The 21,247-nt window shown below is 48.6% G+C and carries 18 protein-coding genes; 13 read left to right on the top strand and 5 right to left on the bottom strand.

Going from position 1 to position 21,247, the window contains the following annotated elements; genetic code table 11:
- The first annotated feature begins 2 nt into the window (after positions 1-2).
- Together J2X05_RS00205 and J2X05_RS00200 are read left to right on the top strand one after the other, a co-directional pair.
- Positions 3-1,625, top strand: a complete 1,623-nt coding sequence (locus J2X05_RS00205) for an MFS transporter (RefSeq protein ID WP_310067160.1) — start codon at positions 3-5, stop codon at positions 1,623-1,625.
- Between the two features lie 83 nt (positions 1,626-1,708).
- Positions 1,709-4,075 carry a GH36-type glycosyl hydrolase domain-containing protein gene (locus tag J2X05_RS00200; RefSeq protein WP_310067159.1) on the top strand — a complete coding sequence of 789 codons (2,367 nt, stop codon included), beginning with the start codon at positions 1,709-1,711 and terminating at the stop codon, positions 4,073-4,075.
- A gap of 82 nt (positions 4,076-4,157) precedes the next feature.
- On the opposite strand, the gene maoP is transcribed toward J2X05_RS00200, so the two are convergent.
- Both maoP and rpsT read right to left on the bottom strand, forming a co-directional pair.
- Entirely contained in the window at positions 4,158-4,565 is a 408-nt protein-coding gene (gene maoP / locus J2X05_RS00195; RefSeq protein ID WP_310067157.1) for a DUF413 domain-containing protein, read from the bottom strand.
- Between the two features lie 288 nt (positions 4,566-4,853).
- Entirely contained in the window at positions 4,854-5,123 is a 270-nt protein-coding gene (gene rpsT, locus J2X05_RS00190; protein ID WP_310067153.1) for a 30S ribosomal protein S20, read from the bottom strand.
- A 264-nt stretch (positions 5,124-5,387) separates the two neighbouring features.
- Between rpsT and J2X05_RS00185 the strand changes: the two genes are divergently transcribed.
- Both J2X05_RS00185 and J2X05_RS00180 read left to right on the top strand, forming a co-directional pair.
- Complete coding sequence (locus J2X05_RS00185; RefSeq protein WP_310067150.1) at positions 5,388-7,229, top strand: serine/threonine-protein kinase; 1,842 nt, start codon at positions 5,388-5,390, stop codon at positions 7,227-7,229.
- 35 nt (positions 7,230-7,264) lie between these two features.
- Positions 7,265-7,945: a hypothetical protein gene (locus J2X05_RS00180; RefSeq protein WP_310067147.1), complete on the top strand. Its 681-nt coding sequence runs from the start codon at positions 7,265-7,267 to the stop codon at positions 7,943-7,945.
- Positions 7,946-8,024: 79 nt separating this feature from the next.
- Here J2X05_RS00180 and J2X05_RS00175 read toward each other — a convergent pair whose 3' ends face one another.
- From J2X05_RS00175 to J2X05_RS00165, 3 genes are read right to left on the bottom strand one after another with little or no spacing between them, the layout of a single operon-like run.
- The gene (locus J2X05_RS00175) at positions 8,025-8,906 is read right to left on the bottom strand and encodes an SPFH domain-containing protein (protein ID WP_310067145.1); all 882 of its coding nucleotides are present in this window, start codon (positions 8,904-8,906) and stop codon (positions 8,025-8,027) included.
- A 36-nt stretch (positions 8,907-8,942) separates the two neighbouring features.
- Positions 8,943-9,689: an N-acetylmuramate alpha-1-phosphate uridylyltransferase MurU gene (gene murU, locus J2X05_RS00170; protein ID WP_310067141.1), complete on the bottom strand. Its 747-nt coding sequence runs from the start codon at positions 9,687-9,689 to the stop codon at positions 8,943-8,945.
- Complete coding sequence (locus tag J2X05_RS00165) at positions 9,686-10,756, bottom strand: aminoglycoside phosphotransferase family protein (protein ID WP_310067139.1); 1,071 nt, start codon at positions 10,754-10,756, stop codon at positions 9,686-9,688. The genes murU and J2X05_RS00165 overlap by 4 nt, the downstream gene beginning before the upstream one ends.
- A 294-nt stretch (positions 10,757-11,050) precedes the next feature.
- Between J2X05_RS00165 and J2X05_RS00160 the strand changes: the two genes are divergently transcribed.
- The 9 genes from J2X05_RS00160 to coxB all read left to right on the top strand — a co-directional run bounded on the left by J2X05_RS00160 (position 11,051) and on the right by coxB (position 21,247).
- Positions 11,051-13,483 (top strand): LPS-assembly protein LptD, encoded by a 2,433-nt coding sequence (locus J2X05_RS00160; protein ID WP_310069399.1) that lies wholly within the window; start codon positions 11,051-11,053, stop codon positions 13,481-13,483.
- Positions 13,484-13,498: 15 nt separating this feature from the next.
- Positions 13,499-14,818: a peptidylprolyl isomerase gene (locus J2X05_RS00155; protein ID WP_310067136.1), complete on the top strand. Its 1,320-nt coding sequence runs from the start codon at positions 13,499-13,501 to the stop codon at positions 14,816-14,818.
- Positions 14,819-14,935: 117 nt separating this feature from the next.
- Positions 14,936-15,937, top strand: coding sequence for a 4-hydroxythreonine-4-phosphate dehydrogenase PdxA (pdxA, locus tag J2X05_RS00150; RefSeq protein WP_374725237.1), 1,002 nt, complete (start codon positions 14,936-14,938; stop codon positions 15,935-15,937).
- A gap of 16 nt (positions 15,938-15,953) precedes the next feature.
- Positions 15,954-16,793 carry a 16S rRNA (adenine(1518)-N(6)/adenine(1519)-N(6))-dimethyltransferase RsmA gene (gene rsmA, locus J2X05_RS00145; protein ID WP_310067133.1) on the top strand — a complete coding sequence of 280 codons (840 nt, stop codon included), beginning with the start codon at positions 15,954-15,956 and terminating at the stop codon, positions 16,791-16,793.
- 1 nt (position 16,794) lies between these two features.
- On the top strand, positions 16,795-17,163 hold the full coding sequence (apaG, locus tag J2X05_RS00140) for a Co2+/Mg2+ efflux facilitator ApaG/CorD (RefSeq protein WP_310067130.1): 369 nt from the start codon (positions 16,795-16,797) through the stop codon (positions 17,161-17,163).
- Positions 17,164-17,207: 44 nt separating this feature from the next.
- Positions 17,208-18,020, top strand: coding sequence for a symmetrical bis(5'-nucleosyl)-tetraphosphatase (locus J2X05_RS00135; protein ID WP_310067127.1), 813 nt, complete (start codon positions 17,208-17,210; stop codon positions 18,018-18,020).
- A 149-nt stretch (positions 18,021-18,169) separates the two neighbouring features.
- Positions 18,170-19,009, top strand: coding sequence for a putative porin (locus J2X05_RS00130; protein ID WP_310067124.1), 840 nt, complete (start codon positions 18,170-18,172; stop codon positions 19,007-19,009).
- A 99-nt stretch (positions 19,010-19,108) separates the two neighbouring features.
- The gene (locus J2X05_RS00125; protein WP_310067120.1) at positions 19,109-19,432 is read left to right on the top strand and encodes a hypothetical protein; all 324 of its coding nucleotides are present in this window, start codon (positions 19,109-19,111) and stop codon (positions 19,430-19,432) included.
- Between the two features lie 654 nt (positions 19,433-20,086).
- Entirely contained in the window at positions 20,087-21,247 is a 1,161-nt protein-coding gene (gene coxB / locus J2X05_RS00120) for a cytochrome c oxidase subunit II (protein WP_310067117.1), read from the top strand.

Raw genomic sequence — 21,247 nt, 5'->3', positions numbered from 1 at the left:
TTTTGACTAGTCGCAATAGTGATCGTTTGGCCAAGCTCTCCTCGCGTGAACGCATCGGTTACGGATTGGGTGATGCCGGTTTTAATTTCTACTGGGCAATTATCGGATCTTATCTGGTATTTTTTTATACGGATGTATTTGGTATTGGCGCTGCGGCAGCGGCGACCATGATTACCGTTACCAAAATTATTGATGCGATTACCGACCCGATCATGGGGGGTATTGCGGACCGCACCAATACTCGCTGGGGTAAATTTCGCCCCTATTTGCTTTGGGGTGCACTGCCGATGATGGGGGCAGGCATTTTAACCATGAGTACGCCCGATTTGGATGAGACGGGCAAGCTGATTTGGGCTTATGCAACTTACAGTTTGCTGATGCTCTGTTATACCGTATTGAATATGCCTTACAACTCGCTTTCGGCAGTGTTAACAGCTAACACACAGGAACGTAACAAACTCAATAGTACGCGTTTCTTCTTCGCTTATTTCAGTAGTATTTTTGTCGGAGCAGCCACGCCGGAATTAGCGGAGTATTTTGGTGATGGTGATCGTTACAGTGCGCGCGGTTGGCAATTGACTATGGTGGTTTATTCAATAATCGCTAGCTGTTTATTTGTCGTGACTTTTTTGACTACACGCGAGCGAATCCAGCCATCGATAACCCAGGAAAAAACCAATCCGCTGAATGATCTTAAAGATTTATTCACCTGTCGCCCATGGTTGGTGCTTTTTGTGTTGGCACTGGTATTCATGATCACTATGACACTGCGCGGAAGTTCAGCGGCTTATTATTTTCGCTATTTCGTCGAGCGCCCGGATTTGCTTGGCAATTACATAGGTTTGCAAATGGCGGGCTTGATGGTCGGTGCAATGTTCGCGTCAACAGTCACTAAATACATTGATAAGCGCAAATTGATGATGTCGTTGCTCTGTGTGGTGGCGATATTATCGATTGCATTTACATTTGTTCCCAAACCGCAATCCAATGGTGTGTTGGATGTTGCATCAAATGAGATTCAACTTGATGCGGGCACGCTGCTTGGGCAGTCACATGCCGAAGGTGATACCTATCAGTGGCTGCGCCACGACAAAATTTTCTGGATTATTAAGGTGCGTGTTCCTCTGGGTGAAACCGGGCCGAATTTGAATCTGGCTGATGCAAAAGGACAGGTCATCAGTGTGATACGTACAGGGGCGGATGGCAGTGTGCGCGATAGTGCAGAATTACCGAAAGAAATTATCTGGATGTTTGCGCTGAATATTTTGATCAGTATTGCACTGGGCTTTAAACCGCCAATTACCTGGGCGATGTATGCCGATGTCGCTGATTACAATGAATGGAAAAATGGTCGCCGTGCGACCGGTATGACTTTCGCTGCAACGACCTTCTCGCAAAAAATTGGCAGTGCAATTGGTTCCGCATTAATGCTCTCTGTGCTCGCGGTAATGGGTTATCAAGCGGGTCAGATGCAGGCGGGCGCATCGCTCGACAGCATCATCTATATGCAAACGCTTGTGCCTGGATTATTTGCTTTACTCACTGCATTGTCGCTGGTGTTTTATAACCTGAGTGATGCAAAAGTTGAATCGATCCAACAGGATCTTGAAGCGCGTCACACCTGATTTTTACAGCTTTAATCAAGCGCCGCGCTGCGGCGCTTTTTATTTTTGGCCCTCTTATTATTTGTTTTCGATAGGATACCCTCATGACTAACGCTTTACTGACCCCCAGCCAGGCTGGTGAACGCTATGATTTGTTAACTCCGACAGCTATGCCGCGCGCTGCCGGGTTCCTGTGGAATCAGCAAATGATGATCCAGGTAACTTGTCGCGGTTATGCAGTTGCACAATTTATGCAGCCAGAACCTGCCAAATATGCGTATGCTCCAAATCTGGAAGCAAAAACATTTATGCAGCCGGAGCAGCCATATTACGCACATCATCCGGGCCGTTTTTTTTATATCAAAGATGAAGATACGGGTAAGATTTTTTCTGCGCCTTATGAGCCGGTGCGTGCGCCTTATGACGATTATTCTTTTTCCGTTGGCAAAAGCGATTTGCAATGGGTGATTGAGTGCGATGGTGTGCGCGCCGAGTTAATGTTGTCACTGCCAGTAAAAGATGTGGTGGAGTTGTGGCAATTGCGTGTGATTAATAATTCCGGTCGTGTGCGCAAGCTAAGTATTTACCCCTATTTCCCTGTTGGCTATATGTCCTGGATGAATCAATCGGCCGAGTATCGCGCTGATCTGGGCGGTATTGTTGCTACTTGCGTTACTCCTTATCAAAAAGTTGCCGATTACTTTAAAAATAAAAACTTTAAAGACAAAACATTTTTCCTGCATGAAGTTAACCCGGTTGCTTGGGAGGCAAAACAGGAAACATTTGAAGGTGAGGGTGGCTTGCATAATCCAACGGCTTTGCGGGCTGACGTGCTGACTTGTGGTGATGCGCGCTATGAAACGCCTGCTGCAATTTTGCAGTATCGCTTGGAAATGCCTGATCAGGCGCAGCAGGATTATCGATTTATTTTTGGCCCGGCGTTTGACGATGCAGAAATTTCAAAACTGCGCGATACCTATTTAAGTGCATCGGGTTTTGCCAAAGCACAAGCGGATTACGCAGCTTATATCGCCGCTGGCAGTGGCTGTTTACAGATTGAGACACCGGATGCCGAGCTGAATAATTTTGTAAACAATTGGCTGCCGCGCCAGGTGTTTTATCACGGTGATGTCAATCGCTTAACCACTGACCCGCAAACGCGCAATTATCTGCAAGATAACATGGGCATGACGTTTATTAAGCCCGAAGTTACCCGCGCCGCATTTCTGCATGCGTTAAGCCAACAGGAAGAATCGGGCGCAATGCCGGACGGTATTTTGTTGGCGGAAGGAGCGGAGCTGAAATACATCAACCAGATTCCCCACACCGACCACTGTGTATGGCTACCAGTATGTTTAAAAACCTATCTGGACGAGACCAATGACTACGCTATTCTGCAAGAAGTGGTGGCGGGTCACGATGGCAAAACCCTTTCGGTATTTGAGCGTATTTCCAATGCTATGCGCTGGCTGTTGCAAGCGCGCGATTATCGCGGCCTGAGTTTTATTGCGCAGGGCGATTGGTGTGATCCAATGAATATGGTGGGTTACAAGGGCAAAGGGGTTTCCGGTTGGTTATCTGTGGCTACTGCCTATGCATTAAATTTGTGGGCAGATGTCTGCGCAAAAAAATCGCTACCTGATCTGCAACAAGAGTTTATTGCGGGCGCCCAAGAAGTGAATGCTGCAGTGAATAAATATCTGTGGGATGGCGAATGGTTCGGGCGCGGTATTACCGACGATGATGTAGTGTTTGGCATCAGTAAAGATAAAGAGGGGCGCATCTTTTTAAATCCGCAAAGCTGGGCCATTTTGGGTGGTGCGGCAAATGCAGAGCAGCGCAAAAAAATGATCGCTGCAGTTGAAGCTCAATTGGAAACGCCTTACGGCGTTACTATGCTTGCACCCGCTTATACAGCGATGCGTGATGACGTAGGCCGTGTTACGCAAAAGCATCCCGGCTCGGCGGAAAACGGCTCGGTTTATAATCATGCAGCGATATTTTATATCTACAGTTTATTCACCATTGCTGAAAAAGATCGCGCCTATAAGTTGCTGCGCCAAATGATTCCTGGTCCAACAGAAGCGGATTATTTGCAGCGTGGGCAATTGCCGGTGTATATCCCCAATTATTATCGCGGCGCTTATCATCAGTATCCGCGCACAGCAGGTCGTTCATCGCAATTGTTCAATACTGGAACCGTTTCCTGGGTGTATCGCTGTTTGGTTGAAGGCGTGTTTGGTTTGCAGGGTAGTGAAAGGGGTTTGCAAATTGCTCCGCAATTGCCATCAGGTTGGCCGGGCGCAAAAGCAGTGAGGCAATTTCGTGGTGCTGAGTTTCATGTGTCGATTGAGCGGGTAAATATTGCGGCGACCGAAATTCGCTGTGAAGGTGAATTGCTCAGCGGTAACTGTATTGACAATATCCAAGCAGGGCGCAGCTATTCGGTGCAGGTATTGATTCCGCTCTAGATTGCCAGTGTTGCTCCCGAAAAAATCAGCACAATTAAAAAGCGCACAATCGAGTGCGCTTTTTTGTTTTGCGAGTGTGCATTTATTCTGTTTTGGCGGTTTTTTTGGCGGCTTTTGCCTTTGCGGGTTTGGCTTCCGGATCGGTAGCTGCAGGTTCTGCCGCTGCGGGTTCGGCTGGTTTTGGTTTTGCCTTGGTTTTGCTGGATTTAGCTGGTGCTGATGCTTGGCGCGCTTTAACTATGGAGAGATATTTAGTCCAGGCCTGCTCAATGGGGCTTTTGGGGGCGCTTTGATTGGCAATCACTTTGAGAATGTGTAAGTCATCCGGTGTTGGATCCGAGACTTCATCCATTGTCAGAGCATTAACTAGCACCCCTTGTTTGCGTATCAGACGTGCCTGAATATCCGAGAGCCCACCTTTTTCAAAACCATCAGGAAAGTTAACAGTGTCTTGAAAAGTCTGTTTCAGATAATGATCACGCGGCAGCATAGAGTATCTCCATTATTAGTATGTGCACTTCGGGGTGAGGCGTTAACTGCAAACAGCCGCGTCTTGGTTGTGGTTGCTCGCTGGTGATATCGCCCAACCCCAGCTCTCTTTTTGTAATGCCGGAAAAGGGTTCCGGGCAAAAGTTGCTGCCGAAGATAATCTGTTTTTGTGACAGTGTATAGAGCTAAAGTTATGCTTTGTGGTGCCTAAGGCAGCACTTTGACCAAATTGCGGGCATAAAAAAACCGGCTTGAGCCGGCTTTTTCACGCTTGAAACCAAGTAGGCAATTAGGCTGCTGCCAATGCCTTGAGCTTGGCGTTCAAGCGGCTCTTGTGACGAGCTGCCTTGTTCTTATGGATCAGGCCCTTGTCAGCGATACGATCGATCACTGAAACAGCTGAAACATAAGCGGCTTGGGCTGCTGCCTTGTCACCAGTTTGGATAGCGGCAAGCACTTTCTTGAGGTAAGTACGCCCCATAGAGCGCATGCTTGCGTTGTGCTTGCGAGCTTTTTCATTTTGACGCGCGCGTTTTTTGGCTTGGGGTGAGTTTGCCACCTTAGTGCTCCTATAGATAAATTCTGGACAAAACTGTCGAAAAGGGGTCGGGATTCAAGGACGCGACATTATGCCGTGTTCGATTCGTTTGTCAACCGAAGAAACTGCGATCTTTTACTGGAGTTGGTACTTGGCGGGGCGCAGGCCTACTTTGTCCCGCTTGTTTATTCGTCTATGTTACCGCTTGGAGCAACATGCCGTAAAACCCGCGGCCGTGTTAGTATTCGTGGTTATAAATACGCCAAAAGCTCAGGGGATTTTTGCGTGGCCGACAACGAAGAATCGAATAAGACCAGCCTCAGGGCCTCGGTTGAGGAGGGGGAAACACGCGTTGCACTGGGGCGCCCGGAACCCTCGTTGCCGGTCGCCGATACAGCTTACGCCACTCAATTCACCCAATACAGTGCTCCACACAATCACTCGACCGGGTTTGCGCAAGCCCGCGAACTGGTTAAGCAATCCCAAAGTGGTAAAGGCAGGCTGCTGAAAAAGCGTTTCCTGTTAGAAGATGTGCTGGGGCACGGCGGTATGGGGACCGTCTACAAGACCAAAGATTTGCGCAAAGTCGAAGCAGAAGACCCCAATCCGTATATCGCCACCAAGATCCTCAACCAGGATTTCAAAGATCACCCCGACGCGTTTGTAACGCTGCAGCAGGAAACGGCTAAATCCCAGACGCTCGCACATCCAAATATAGTTACGGTGCACGATTTTGATCGCGAAGGCGACACGCTGTTCATGACCATGGAGCTGCTCGAAGGGCAACCGCTGGATCAACTCATTAAAGCGCAGCGCAGTAAGGGCTTGCCCAAAGAACAAGTGTGGCAAATAGCTAAAGACCTGTGTGCCGCCCTGGCTTATGCACACCAGCGCCAATTAATTCATGCGGATTTCAAACCCGGCAACGTGTTTGTGAACACCGACGGTAGCGCCAAGGTGTTGGATTTTGGCATCGCCCGCGCAGCCTCGAAGGAGGCGCAAAAACACAAGTTTGATGCTGGGCAATTGGGCGCGCTGACGCCTGCCTATGCCACTATCGAAATGGTAAAAGATGAGCCGCTCGGCTTTAGCGATGATGTCTACGCGCTCGCCTGTGTGATTTATGAGATGTTGGCTGGGCGCCATCCTTACAATAATCGTTCCGCACTAGAGGCATACCAGCAAAAACTGGTACCTAAACGTTTGGATAAACTCAGCGCGCGTGAGTGGAAAGCCTTGAGTCATGCGCTCGCGCTCACCAAAGCTGAGCGCACTGCGAGCATTACGCAATTTGTCGATGAGTTATTTCCCCGTCGCAACCCCTTGATGTTGACTGCCGCAGTGGGGATGGCGTTGGTGTCGCTTGCAGGTGCGGCTTGGTTTGGCTTTAGCCAGCATCAGGCGCAGCAAAAAGTGCAGGCAACCATCGCCGAAAAAATAACACAAGCGCAAAGCTGTTTTGCAACTCAGGATTTTGCCTGCGCAATTGAACAGAGTTTGGTGGCGACCAATCTTGCCCCCGATAATTCTGTGGCGCGCCAGTTATTGTTGGCCGCCCAGCAAGCGCAAGAGCAGCGTCTTCAAGACGATAAAATCGGCGAACTGATTGGTGAGGCGCAGCGGTGTTTACTACAACAGGATTTGGAGTGTGCGGCTGTGTATTTGCAAAAAGCCGAGGCAGTCGGTGTGCACAATTCGCAAGTGGTCAGTTTTCATGAGGCGTTAAGTGTGGCGCGCGCGCAGCAGGCGCAATCGGCGACACAAAAGCAGGCGGAGATAGATGATGCCTTGGCGCGGGCTAACAGTTGTTTCACCGCCAGGGATTATACGTGTACAGTTAATTCAGTTGACCGCATTTTGGCGTTGGACCCAGCACATGCCGAAGCCATCGCACTGAAGCAAAAAATCGCTTCGGCCAAGGAGCAGGAAGGTGCGTTAGCCGGAAAAGTCAGCCGCTTGATGGTCGATGCCGAAAACTGCATGGCTAAGAAAAATTATTCCTGCGCTATCGCCAAAGCAGAATCGGTGCTGGAATTGGATGCGGGCTACCAACCGGCGACAACTTTAAAAAGCCGCGCACAGGAAACCCAGCGCAAGCTAAAAGAAACAGGGTTTACCATTAAATAAGTATCCAATAATCAATAGGTCAAGGTGCGGCAATTATGAAAACCAAAGCGATAATCTTTATGTTGTTTTGTGTCTTGGTTAATCCGGCGCAGGCATTTAGTTTGGGCGATCTGAAAGACAATATCGACCGCTCGCATAAATGTAAAAGTGGTGACCAGGGCTGTAAAAATCGCGAGCATCTTAAAGCGGTTGCGCGTGTGGCGGCGGTTGCTGTTGCGGTGACAGTACTCACTAAAATGATTATCAAGCATCGCTCCGAGCGCATTGCTAAAGAAGAGCAAGTTGCCGAGGAATATAAAGCCCAAAATAATAACCTGCCGACCGAACCTACCGCGACTGAATACACCACCAAAACCCTTCCCGGTAACGTGGTTGAGCCTGGCAAAGAGGTAATTATCCAATCCGATATAGTGGTAGTCCCGGGCACTAAACAAAAAACAGCATTGATCGAAGAAAGCATTGTTATTTATGACAATGAAGACAACACCAAAGAGTTAAAAAACTTCACCAAACCGGTCAATGAAAAAACCAAAAAAGGTGGGCGCTACCAAAATGAATTTTCATTTACCTTGCCCGAAGGTTTGCCGCAGGGGGTGTATCCGATTAAAACGGAATTGCTGCTCAATGGTAAGGTGGTGGATACATCAAACAACGATATTCAATTGGTCTTACATGTCAATGAGCTGGGCGCAATGCAATTGTTGGCGATGAATTAGTTCTTCTTGAAGCAAATCAACATCGAATATAAAGAGGGCGCCGATAAGGGCGCCCTTGTTGTATCTGTCGCAAGAGTTTCTATTTGTTGGTATTAAAAAATGGCAAGGTGCCGTTGGGCAGCATGGTTTTTGGTAACTGTCCGTCCCATTTTTCTGCCTTGGTCAATTCGATCAAATTTTGGTTTTGCGCCAATGCTTCCGCGCGGCTTTTAATTGCTGAGGCTTCTGCGTCACCCTTTATCCGAATACTTTCTGCCTCGGCTTTGGAGCGTGCAAGTTGTGAATCTGCTTCGGCTTGTGCCTTGGTCACTGCAATTTGCGCACTCACACGCTCTTTTTCCAAGTTTTGTTTTTGCGTCTGTACTTCCACCTCTGCGCGCATGCGGTCTTCAACCGATTTTTCATAGGCCGCGCTGAAATCGATATTTTCAATCTGCACCGAATTGATCACGATTGGACCGTTAATAGATTTGGTGATGGCATCGGTGACATCGATACCGAATTTAATCCGCTCTTGCACAACTGAGATGGCGGTATATTTACCAAAAATATTTTCCACTTGGGTGGGTACCTGGCGATCGACAAGACGCGCGATCATTGAATCGATACTTTTGAAATTTTCATACACTTCTTCCACTCTATCTGCGGGGACACTGAAGGTGACCGAGGCGCGGATGGTGGCGGGTTGTTGGTCGCGGCTGTAGGCCTGTAATTCTTGATAGCTTGCCGTGTGTGTTTGGGTAGATATTTTTACTACTGAATCGATAAGGGGAATTTTAAAGCCCAAACCCGGTGCTGCAGTGCCGATGATTTTGCCGTTGCGCAAATGTACGCCGCGCTCGCCCTGGTCAACGGTGTACCAGCTGCCATAAAGCACGGTGATAAGAAAAAGTATAACAATCGCGGGAATAATTTTGCCCAAGCTGATTGGGTTGGGTGAACTGAAATCGGCTTTTAACATGATGCGTCCTTTTTGTGTTGTGGTGGTAGAGATTGATTATTTATGTTCAGTGTTGATTAATTTGGCTGAAAGATAATCTTCCAGTAGGTGTAATCGCACCGGGGTTCCAACATCACTCCAGTGTCCGCGATGGACTTGTCCTGTGATTTGCTCGTTGCTTATTGCGCGGCGTAACACTTCTACCAAGGGGAATTTTTTGCGTTTATCCGGGTAGGCGGCGATTAATTCCGGTTTGAGCAAGCTGATACCACCAAAAGTGAATCGCTGTGGGGCTATTTTTTTTGGGCCATCAGGTTTTTCGGGATCATTAAGTAATAGCCCGCTACTGGCAAGTGCAAAATCACCCTGCGGATGAAATTCCGGATTAGGTACCAGCAGCAAATGCCCCAGCTGGTTTTGCGACAATATATTTTCAGCAATAGGCTGGTGGATAAATTGTGCAAACTCCAGATCGCACCAGACATCGCCATTAATCAATAAAAAAGGTTCTTCACCGAGTAAATCCAACGCATGCAAAATAGCGCCGCCGGTTTCCAGTGGCTCGGGCTCGGTGGAATAGCTGATCTTTAATCCAAATTGTTGGCCATCACCCAAGTGCGAGCGAATTTTTTCGCCTAGATAGGCGAGGTTGATAATGACTTCGCGAATACCCGCGCGCTGCAGGTTTTCCAAATGGTATTCAATCAGCGGTTTGCCACCCGCACACAGCAGCGGTTTGGGGGTGTGATCGGTGAGTGGGCGCATGCGATTGCCGAGCCCGGCAGCGAGGATCATGGCTTTCATTGGTCGCCTGCTGATTGATAGTCCCGATACCAGGATTGTTGTTGCGCGAGTGGTAATAAAGTCTGTTTAAACCAAGTCACAAAGGCTTTTAGTTCCGGATATTGTTCGGCGACTTCCAGTGTATAGCGAATCACTAGCGGCAAATCATTCAGGTAGCCGGTTTTGCCATCACGCAGATTTAAACGTGCAAAAATACCGAGCACTTTTATATGGCGCTGTAAGCCGAGCCAGTCAAACCAGCGCAGGAATTCCGTTTCACTGACATCCGGAATAATGTTTGCGCTGATTGCCTGTTGACGATAATCCAAAGCCCAGCCTGTTACCTTTTCCGCTGGCCAGTGCAGATAGCAGTCGCGCAACAGCGAGACCAGATCGTAAGTCACGCCGCCCCAAAGCGCGCCTTGGAAATCAATTACACCGAGCGCGTTATCATCCAACAATAAAAGATTGCGCGAATGGTAGTCGCGATGCACAAAAGTTTGCGGTTGCGCGAGTGCATTGTCCTCCATCCGGATAAATAATTCATCGAGCAATTTTTTCTCTGCAGTAGCGAGTGGATGACCGAGCAGTTTACCGGCAAACCATTCGCTGAAAATTTCCAGCTCGCGGCGCAAAAGTGCGCGGTCGTAACGCGGGATAAGTGCGGCATCATCCTGAATGTGCTGAAGCTGCAGCAGGGTGCTGAGCGCCATTTGATAGAGGTCATCGACGTTACCGGTGTTCACTGCGCGGAAGAACAAGCGGTCGCCCATATCTTCTACCAGCAAAAAGCCCTGGTTTGCATCCGCGGTGGCAATACGTGGGCTGCGCACGCCTTGTTGCTCGATAAGGCGGGCGATAGCGAGAAACTGGTGGGTGTCTTCGCTGGCGGGCGGTGCATCGACTGCCAGCCATTGCGATGGGGTTTGATAGCGGAAGTAGCGGCGAAACCCCGCATCACTGCCCAGGCTAAACAGTTCTATCGGGTGTTCCGCGAAAGATGTTTGCTGTGTAACCCAGTTGGTGAGGGCTAACTTTCGGGTATCGATTGGCGCGCTGGGGCTGTCTCTGGTGTGATTGGTGGTCATGCGGGATCCGGCGTTATGTCAATTATTAGTTGGGCGTTGGGCGTTGGGTGTGGGTGCCTCAGTGGGCGGATTCTACCCCAGTCAGGTGATTTCCCCCAATTCATTCCCAGTACAGACGGTTTACAGTAGAATCGCCTCAATTTTTCGGCGGCATATGTATGGCGCGCCTATTTGAGACCGCGGTTAATGGCTCCAACCCAGAATCATTCCAAACAGAATCTGCGCAATAAATTCCTTCGCTCCCGCCTAGCCCTGTGTGTTGCAGCCCAGTGCGCGGGGATTTTGCTATTGTCTGTGCCTTTAACCTGGGCTGATGACACTGCATCGGCGCCTAAAAAAGACCCCAACGAGCAGCTGCGCGAATTGGATTGGGTGCCCATGGAAGAGCTTACCCCGGAGCAGAAAGCGCAGGTGCCCACCGCCTGTTGTGGTGCCTATGTGGCGCCGCCGCGCGACGATGTTGAGTCGGAGATGGATCCGGAAAAAGCCAATATCTTTGGTACCGCCGATTACTCGGAATCCGAAAAGCAAACCAAATTCATCATGCGCGACGATGTGCGCCTGACCCAAGGGCGCCGCTCGTTCCGCGCGGATACCTTCACCTTTGATAAAACTACGCGAGAAGCGGAGCTGGATGGTGACATCCAGGTGCGCGAGCCGGGAGTATTGTTGCGTGCTGACAAAGCTTATGTCGATACCAACACCGGCAACGCCCGTTTGGATAACGCCCGTTTTGTGCTCTATGAAACCCGTGTGCGCGGTCGCGCGGAGAGTTTGGAAAAATTTGGCGATGCTGTTATCAGCCTTGATCAGGGTACATTTACCAGCTGCGAGCCGGGCGATAATACCTGGCTGATCAAAGGCTCGAATATCACCCTGCACAACGATAAACATTACGGCACGGCTAAACATATGCGCTTGCATATCAAAGATGTGCCAGTTGTCTATGCGCCTTATTTTCGTTTTCCGGTAGGGCCAGACCGTCTGACAGGCTTTTTGTTTCCCTCGATCGGCTTTGATGAGAGCGATGGTATCGGCGAATTTTCTGCGCCCTTTTATTGGAATATCGCCCCTAATTACGATGCCACTATTACGCCGCGCTACCTCGCCGAACACGGTTATATGCTCGCGACTGAGCTGCGCCACAAATCCGAATTGTTTGATAGTGAGTTGAGCGGCAGCGCGCTGAATAACGATCGCAGCGGAGATACCGGCCGCGACGACGATGAGATCAACCCACAGTATCTCGGCAAAGATCGCTGGCAGTACAACCTGGTGCAAACCGGCGGGCGCAACCAGCCTTGGTCAACTGAAATTGATTACACCGATGTCAGTGATACCGACTACATCCGCGATGTAGACGGCAGTGCCGTGGATTTAAATCGCCAGGCTTACATCCGCCAGCGCGCAGCCGCTGGTTACAACAGCGAGCATTGGCAACTGGGCGCCAAAGCGGAAGAGTTTCGTTTGTTGACCAGCACGCAATTACCTTATCGCGAATTGCCGCGTCTGCATGCCGATGGTCAATACCGGGTGAATGACTGGCTGGTCGAGCTGGATAATGAATATACTCACTTTGGTATGAACCGCTACTTTGAGGGCGATGAGGCCAACCTTATCGTTGGCGAGCGTTTGCGCACCAATTACAAACTGAGTTGGGATAAAGAATACACCGCTGGTTATGTAAAACCGGGCGTGGGTTTGAAAACCCTTGGCTATGAATTAGAAGCCACTAACCTGCGCACTGATGCGGAAAGCAGCCAACAATTCACTGCCCCGCAAGGCTCGCTTGATATGGGGCTGTATTTTGAGCGCGACAAAGCCTTATTTGGTGATGCCTTTACCCAGACTCTGGAGCCGCGCGCGTTTTATCTCTACCGCGATTACGAAAATCAGGATTCGCTCTACGCTCTCACCTCTGATGCCAGCTATGTCAACTTTGACACATCGGATCTGATCTTCACCTACGAGCAGTTGTTTCGTGACTCGCGCTTCTCTGGTGGCGACCGTATCGATGACACCAATCATCTCGCATTGGGCCTTACCAGCCGCTTCGTGGAATCCGACACCGGCGTTGAGCGCTTGCGCCTGAGTATTGGTCAGATCACCTATTTTGAAGACCGTGAAGTCAGCATCCTCAATGACGATGACGCCTATGCCAATACCCGTACCAGCTCGGCAGTGGCAGGGCAGGCAAGTACTCTGATTGGCGATCACCTGCGCATCAGCAGCGATGTACTTTATGATCACCAGCAAGAGCAGGTGAACACCGTTAGCACCAGCTTGAATTATATGGATGAGCAGTACCGGATCCTGAACCTTGGCTATCGCTACAGCCGCGATCCGGTATCGCTCAGCCCACTGGAAACCACACCGAACATCGGTGAAACCCTGAACCAGATAGATGTCACCACACTCTGGCCAGTTTCCAGTCAATGGTCAGTAATTGCCCGCGCCAACTACGATTTTACGTACAATGCGGAACTCGACACCTTTGCCGGGCTCGAATACACCGATTGCTGCTACCGCATCCGCGTGCTAGCGCGGCAGTGGGTGGATTTCGATTTTAGTCCCGACTTTATGGAAAACCTCAGCAGCGACGATTATGACCGCGGTGTGTTTATCGAAGTGCAATTGCGCGGCTTCGGCAGCTTGAGTCAACGTATTAGTAACCTGCTCGACAAAGCTATGTTTGGCTACGGCGAGCGTGAAGCATCTCTACAATAAAACAGTGATTGAATTATGAGTAAGAACCAAAACAAGCCACATTCATTGCATATGGGCTGGACGCTATTGCTGGGCGGTTTGCTTCTGGCGACCAGCCAGCTCGGCCTGGCCCAAAGCAATGCGGTATCACTGGATCGCGTGGTGGCGATTGTCGATAAAGATGTGGTACTGCAAAGTGAGTTGGATGATCGCAAAGCATCTATCCTGGAGCGCTTGAAAGGCCAATACCAACAGCTGCCGCCGGAGGATGTGCTCAATAAACAAATCCTAGAACAATTGATTATCGAACGCATTGAGCTGGGCTTGGCCGAGCGTTACGAAATTAAAGTGGATGAGGCGGAAATCGACCAGGCGATTGGTCGTGTGCTGCAAAAAAATCAAATCACCTTGGCGCAGCTTGAAGCTGATCTAAAAACCCAGGGGTTAAATCTCGATGGTCTGCGCAAACAAATGCGCAACGAATTGACCATCAGCCATTTGCAGCAAGGTGTGGTGAATAGCCGCATCAAAGTGACCGATCAGGACATTAACAATTTCCTCGCTTCAAGCGATGGCAAATTTGCCACCTCACCGGATTTTCATATCGGCCATATTTTAATTGCAGTCTCCAGTAGCGCTGATGCTGACGCGATTGCCGCTGCTGAAAAGCAAGCTAACGATATTTATCAAAAACTGCAAAGTGGCAGCGATTTTTCGCAGATGGCGATTAGCTACTCCAACGACCAAGCCGCCCTGCAAGGTGGCGATATCGGCTGGCGTAAACTCGCGCAATTGCCGGAGCTGTTTGGCAACCAAATGGCGAATTTAGCGGTAGGGCAAGTCTCCAAACCTTTCCGCAGCGGTGCCGGTTTCCATATCCTTAAAAATATTGAACAGCGCGGCGGCGGCGAGCAATTGGTTGAGCAGACCCATGCGCGCCACATATTGGTAAAGACCTCGGAAATTATGGACGATGCCCAAGCGCGCCAGAAACTGTTGGATTTAAAAGCGCGGATCGAAAAAGGTGAAGATTTTGGCAGGCTGGCCCGCGAGCATTCAGAAGATACCGGCTCTATGTTGAGCGGCGGTGATTTGGGTTGGTCTACACCGGGCATGTTTGTACCGGAATTTGAAGAGGCGATGGGCAATACTTCCATAGGTGGCATCACCCGCCCATTCAAAAGTCAATTTGGCTGGCATATTTTGCAAGTGATCGAGCGTCGCAAAGAAGATATGAGCGATAAAATGAAGCGCAACCAAGCCGCCAACGTATTGCGTTCACGTCGCTTTGAGGAAGAATTCCAACTCTGGCTGACACAAATCCGCGAAGAGGCTTACGTCGAAATTAAACTCTAAGCCAGCGCTCTTTTTTACCGGCGGCTAAAAATAGATTGCACGAAAAAATGTGCAATTTGTTTTTAGCCGTTGTGCATTTTGAATCCTGTGTTTTTATCGTGACTTTTTCAGGCTCAGATGATTATGGTTCCCTGTTATCGAATTGCACTTACCCCCGGCGAACCGGCAGGTATAGGCCCGGATCTTATTATTGCGCTCGCACAACAGGCGCAGCAACATGAAATTGTCGCCATTGCTGATCCGCACTTACTGCAAACACGTGCACAGCAACTTGGGCTCAGCCTGACGTTGCGCGAAGTTAACCTGCAGGATGCGCCGCGTCCGAGTGCGGCGGGTGAGTTGGCAATACTGCCCGTTACACTCGCTGAACCTGCCGTGCCTGGCAAACTTAATGTGCACAACGCGTCCTACATTTTGCGCACCCTGGATGCGGCTATCGAAGGCTGCGTTGCCGGGCATTTTGCCGCGCTGGTTACCGGGCCAGTGCAAAAAAGTATTATCAATGATGCGGGTATCGCTTTTAGTGGCCATACCGAATATCTTGCTGAAAAAACCCATACCGAAAAAGTAGTGATGATGCTTGCCACGGAAGGTTTGCGAGTGGCACTCGCGACTACCCATTTGCCGCTGAAAGATGTCGCGGCTGCTATTACGGAAGATGAACTCACACAGGTGACGGAAATTTTGCACCGCGATATGCAAGTGCAATTTGGCATTGCACAGCCGCGCATTTTGGTGTGCGGATTAAATCCCCACGCTGGCGAAGGCGGGCATCTCGGGCGAGAAGAAATTGAAGTCATCGAACCGGTACTTAAACAATTGCGCGCGCGCGGCATGAATTTAATCGGCCCACTGCCAGCAGATACACTGTTTACACCAAAATATCTGGATCACGCTGACGCGGTACTTGCGATGTATCACGACCAGGGTTTGCCGGTATTAAAATACAAAGGTTTCGGCCAAGCGGTGAATATTACCCTCGGCTTGCCAATTATCCGCACCTCGGTAGACCACGGTACCGCATTGGATTTGGCGGCGACTGGCAAAGCCGATTTGGGCAGTTTACGCACCGCATTAAGTTATGCCCTTGCGATGGTGCAAGCAAAACACGCGCGCTAATTATTGGAACATGTGCATGAAAAAATTTCTTAATGACGAATCCCAGCACAAAGCGCGAAAACGTTTTGGCCAAAACTTTTTGATTGATCACGGCATCATTCGCGACATAGCGCGCTCTGTTCACCCGAAAAAAGACGATCTGATTGTCGAGATTGGGCCTGGCAAAGGTGCAATTACGCAATTGCTCGCTGACAGCTGTGAAAATTTAAGCGTGATTGAATTGGATCGCGATCTGGTGCCCTGGTTGAAAGTGAAATTTGAGCAGCATCCCAACTTCCAATTATTCCAGGCCGATGCGCTGCAATTTGATTTTGCACAATTAATAAAAAATGGCCAACCGCTACGTATCGTCGGCAACTTGCCTTACAACATATCTACGCCGCTGATTTTTCATCTGCTTACCTATGCGAACCGCGTGCAAGACATGCATTTTATGTTGCAGAAAGAAGTGGTCAAACGTATGGCGGCGCAACCGGGCGATAGCGCTTATGGCCGCTTGGGTATTATGGTGCAATATTATTGCGCCGTAGAAGATTTGTTTGATGTACCGCCGACATCATTTGATCCTGCTCCCAAAGTCGATTCAGCCATTGTGCGTCTGACTCCGCATGCACAATTGCCACATGTCGCCAATAATATAAAAAGTTTAGAGACGCTGGTAAATGTGGCGTTCCAGCAGCGGCGCAAAACCCTGCGCAATTCACTCAAACAATTGCTGACCGCCGAGCAAATGGAAAGCCTGCCGGTGAATTTACAATTGCGCCCGGAAGAAATCAGTTTGCCTGAGTATGTCGCAATGAGTAATTTGCTGGGCGAACTTTCATTGAATGGCCAACCATTGAAAGAGGTTGATTAACATGTCGAACATCCAGGTCCTGGTGCGCACCAATTATGTCGAAGCGCAATCCATCCCACTCGAACACCGCTATGTGTACACCTACACCATCACTATCGCGAACAAAAGTGATGTGCCTGCACAATTAATCAGTCGTCATTGGCGCATTACCGACGCCAATGAAAAATTACAGGAAGTGCAAGGCATGGGGGTGGTTGGCGAGCAGCCGCATCTCAAACCGGGTGAAAGTTACACTTATACCAGTGGTGTAATTCTTGAGACTGAAACAGGAATAATGGAGGGCACTTACCATATGCGCACTGACGAAGGCGCTATGTTTGATGCACCTATCCCCACTTTTGCTTTAGTGCCGCCGCACGCGGTACATTAGTTTCTCTCCAAACATTTTCGATAAAAAAGTTAGCAGGTATTGATATGGCAACCTATGCAATTGGGGATATCCAAGGCTGTCTTGAACCGCTGCAATGCCTGTTACAGGAAATCAAATTCAATCCATCCAAAGATAAGCTTTGGCTTGCAGGTGATTTAATTAATCGTGGGCCGGATACGCTAGAGACACTGCGCTTTTTATATCGGCTGCGCGATTCCATTACCATCGTATTGGGTAATCACGATCTGCATTTTATTGCCGTGTATTACGGCCAGCGCAAACGCGGTAAAAACGATACGCTGGATGAACTATTACGCGCGCCCGATTGCGCCGATCTGGTTTATTGGTTGCGCCAGCAAAAATTAGTGCATCATGACCCGCTCTTGAATTTCACTATGGTACATGCTGGCATCCCGCCCCAGTGGGATTTATCTGAAGCCCTGGCGCATGCGCGCGAAGTGGAAAATGTGTTGCAAACCGATAAGGTCGAAATCTTTCTCGCTGGTATGTACGGTAATTTACCCAATCGCTGGAATGATAATCTCGCCGGTGTCGACCGTTTGCGTTTAATCACCAATTACTTTACGCGCATGCGTTTTTGCAGCGCCGACGGTGAATTGGAATTGCAAACGAAAGAAAGTGTCGATGCAGCGCCTATTGGCTTTGCGCCCTGGTTTTCATTTGCCGAACGCAAAACCTGGGATCAACGAATCCTGTTTGGCCACTGGGCTGCCCTCGAAGGCCGTACGGATGTAGAAAATGTTTACGCACTCGATACCGGCTGCGTATGGGGTGGTTCGCTCACTGCATTGCGTTTGGAAGATGAACGTTGGTTTGCATGCGATTGCCTCGCGTAAATTTTTTCTGCTCTTAATGTACGCGTTCCGCACAGTAAATAACCTTCATTTGTAACACTCTGTAACGTTCAGGTTCAATTCAATTTTCTTCCTCTAGTATGACTCCAAGCATCACTACAGATGCTGTTGTTTATATCAGAGGATAGATTATGAAATTAAAATTATTGCCTGCCATTATTGCTGCTACCGGTTTTTTAGTTGCCCCTTTTGCACTTGCTGCAACCTATCAAAGTGAAATATCGGCGTCTTATGCGGATATTGATGTTAATGATGATTCCGAAGAAGGTTATTTTGTTGGCCTTGAAGGAAAATATTATTTTTCTCCTGTAGATACTGCAAGCCATCCACTCGCTGAAGCCGCTTTTATTGAAAAGGCGAGCAATGTCTATTTGGGAGTTGGTAATTACGAATACAAAGAAGAGGGTGATCGTCTCGATATTTATCTGCGCACATTGGGTGTGGATTTTTATATTCCCAATACCATGTTTTATGTGGGCGCTGGCGTTAATGAATACAAATCCAAATATTCCTGGCCAGCAGAGGGCAGTTTTGACGGGGGCAGTGAATCATCCAAATGGGACTCTAGCTGGTTTGTAAAAGCCGGTATAGCACCCGTCACCGGTTTGTTAGTCTGGTCTGAATTTACTGAAGATGTTGATGTGTCAGATGAGTGGAATATCAATGGTAAATACGTGATTCCTTTGTCTGGTGAACAGGCGTTGAATGTTGAGGCCAGCTATGAGAAGTCGGATATTAGTGATACCGATGACATTATTACAGGTGCAGTAGATTATTACCTAGACAGGCATTTGAGCTTGGGTGCTGGTTTTATCAATAGCTCTTATGATTCCGGTAGTGATAATGAAAGCACCACCGACTACTTTATCCGCGCTCGTAATTTCTTCACCGACAATATAAGTGCGGAGCTGAGTTATACCGATGGTGATTATGAAAGCAGTTTGATGTTGGGGGGGGCGATTCGTTTCTAAGTGCAACGTTTCTAAATTTAGCGTTTCTAGGTCTTGCACTTTCAAGTATTTGGTTTCTGTGTATCTTGCTAATTCATTAAATGCTTTAATGGAGCGCCAATGCTGTTAACGATTGGCGCTTACATCAACTACAGGATAGCGATCATCATGCGTATAAAGTCTGTGTGTGCAGCAATAATGGCGTTGGTTTTTGTAAGTGCAGGTAACAGTTATGCTGACCAAAAAATAAAAACGAAAAGCAATATTAAGAATGACCGTGTTGTACAGCCTGTTGCGAGTTCCGAATGCACAGAGACCTGTGCCGAAGGTGAACAATGTGTTAAATCTCCTGCAGCTGAGGCAGTCTCATCTGATGCAGTTAAAAGTTATTGTGTTGCCGTGAGTGAGGAAAAAAGCTCTGCTGCCAGTGCAGTAAGCCAATAAAGCTGAGCTTATTTTGTTATATAAAAAAATGTGTTTAGTGCTGATGTTTTGTTTAAGTGTTACTCCTTGCGTTTTAACTCGATGGGTTTATAGTTAATCCATCGGGTAGCTTTTTATTCTCAGTAGTTTTTAAGCTTAATCACTCGCTGTGGCTCAAGTTTCCCGATGATTGTTGGAATTGAGGTGTCCGGTTTTCTGGTACGTCCTGTGTTCTGGCTGTGTGTCTTTGTTTTCAAAGACTTGGGTATTTGAAAAGCGATTGATGAACGTGCTTTTCAGTAGCTATCCCCGCTTTTTGGCCAGTTGGCTATTTCTGTTGTCAGGTCGCACCTTGTTCTGGTTTGTTGACTGGATTTGTTCACCTGATTCCCGTTGCTGGATGATTTCCAGCGTCTGTGTGTTGCTACTTTTTTACTACAAAGTGGTTACTAAAAAAGCGGTGCAGTAACAATGGCCAATATTTAGGTCATTCTCTTTGGTTATTGCCGTTCGTTTTGTGCACATGATTTTTAATATACCGTTTTATGAATTGTTGTGAGTAGAACAATATTCCTTCATTGATTGTGGGATGGCTTCGCTCATCTGTTCGTTTACACGTTTCCACACTCATAAGATCAATGCCATAAGACCAAAGCCATAAGAAGGAGTCGTGCAGTGAAACGCTATTTATCCAGCTTGAGATGCGTGGCGAATTATCCGGTGCTGATGTGGATGTTATTCATCAGCACTCCGCTACAGGCGCAAACTGAAAAATACAATATGACACGCGGCGCGACCGATATCAGCCATCAGGTGTATGACCTGCATATGGCGATTTTTTATATCTGCTGTGTCATAGGTGCAATTGTATTTGCGTTGATGTTTTGGTCGATTATCTATCACCGAAAGTCCAAAGGTGCTAAAGCTGAACAGTTTCACGGTAGTTTAAAAATAGAATTGTTATGGACCGCTATACCGGTGGTAATTTTGGTGGTGATGGCAATTCCCGCAAGCAAAACCCTGATTGCGATGGAAGACGCTTCTAAAGCGGATCTCACGGTGTTAGTCACAGGCTCGCAATGGAAATGGCACTACAAATACATGGAATATCCAATTGAATACTATTCCATGCTCGCCACGCCGCGGGACCAGATCGATAACCTCGCGGAAAAAACCGAATTATATTTGCGCGATGTTGATAAGCCTCTCGTACTTCCCACTGGTAAAAAAATTCGTTTTCTGGTGACTGCTGACGATGTAATCCACGCCTGGTGGGTGCCTGCATTTGCGATAAAAAAAGATGCCAACCCCGGATTTATTAACGAGACCTGGACCAAGGTGGACAAACCCGGCATTTATCGTGGCCAATGCGCTGAGTTGTGCGGTAAGGACCATGGCTTTATGCCAGTGGTCGTCGATGTAAGGACACCGGAAGAATTTGATCGCTGGGCGGCAGAGCAAGTAGAGCTGCAAGCACAGGCAAAAGCCGAAGCTGAAAAAGCAGCGCAACAAACCCAAAGCATGGAAGAGCTGATGGCGCTCGGTGAAAAAACATACGAAAGCCATTGCGCTATGTGCCATCAAATTTCAGGTGAGGGTTTGCCGGGCGCTATTCCTGCACTTAAAGGCAGTGCCATGGTCACTCAGGATATTTCCGCGCACATTCACATTGTGGTTTATGGCAAACCGGCAACGGCCATGCAGGCATTTGCAAAACAATTAACGACCAGCGAGCTGGCGGCGGTGATTACCTATGAGCGCAATGCCTGGGGAAATAATACCGGCGACTTGGTGCAAGTGGCGGATGTTGCTGCCGCTATAGAAGCAGGGGAATAA

This window comes from Cellvibrio fibrivorans (assembly GCF_031457055.1).
Lineage (GTDB): Bacteria > Pseudomonadota > Gammaproteobacteria > Pseudomonadales > Cellvibrionaceae > Cellvibrio > Cellvibrio fibrivorans.
The sequence above is the reverse complement of the archived record's forward strand: the minus strand, read 5'-3'. Positions and strand labels throughout refer to the sequence as shown.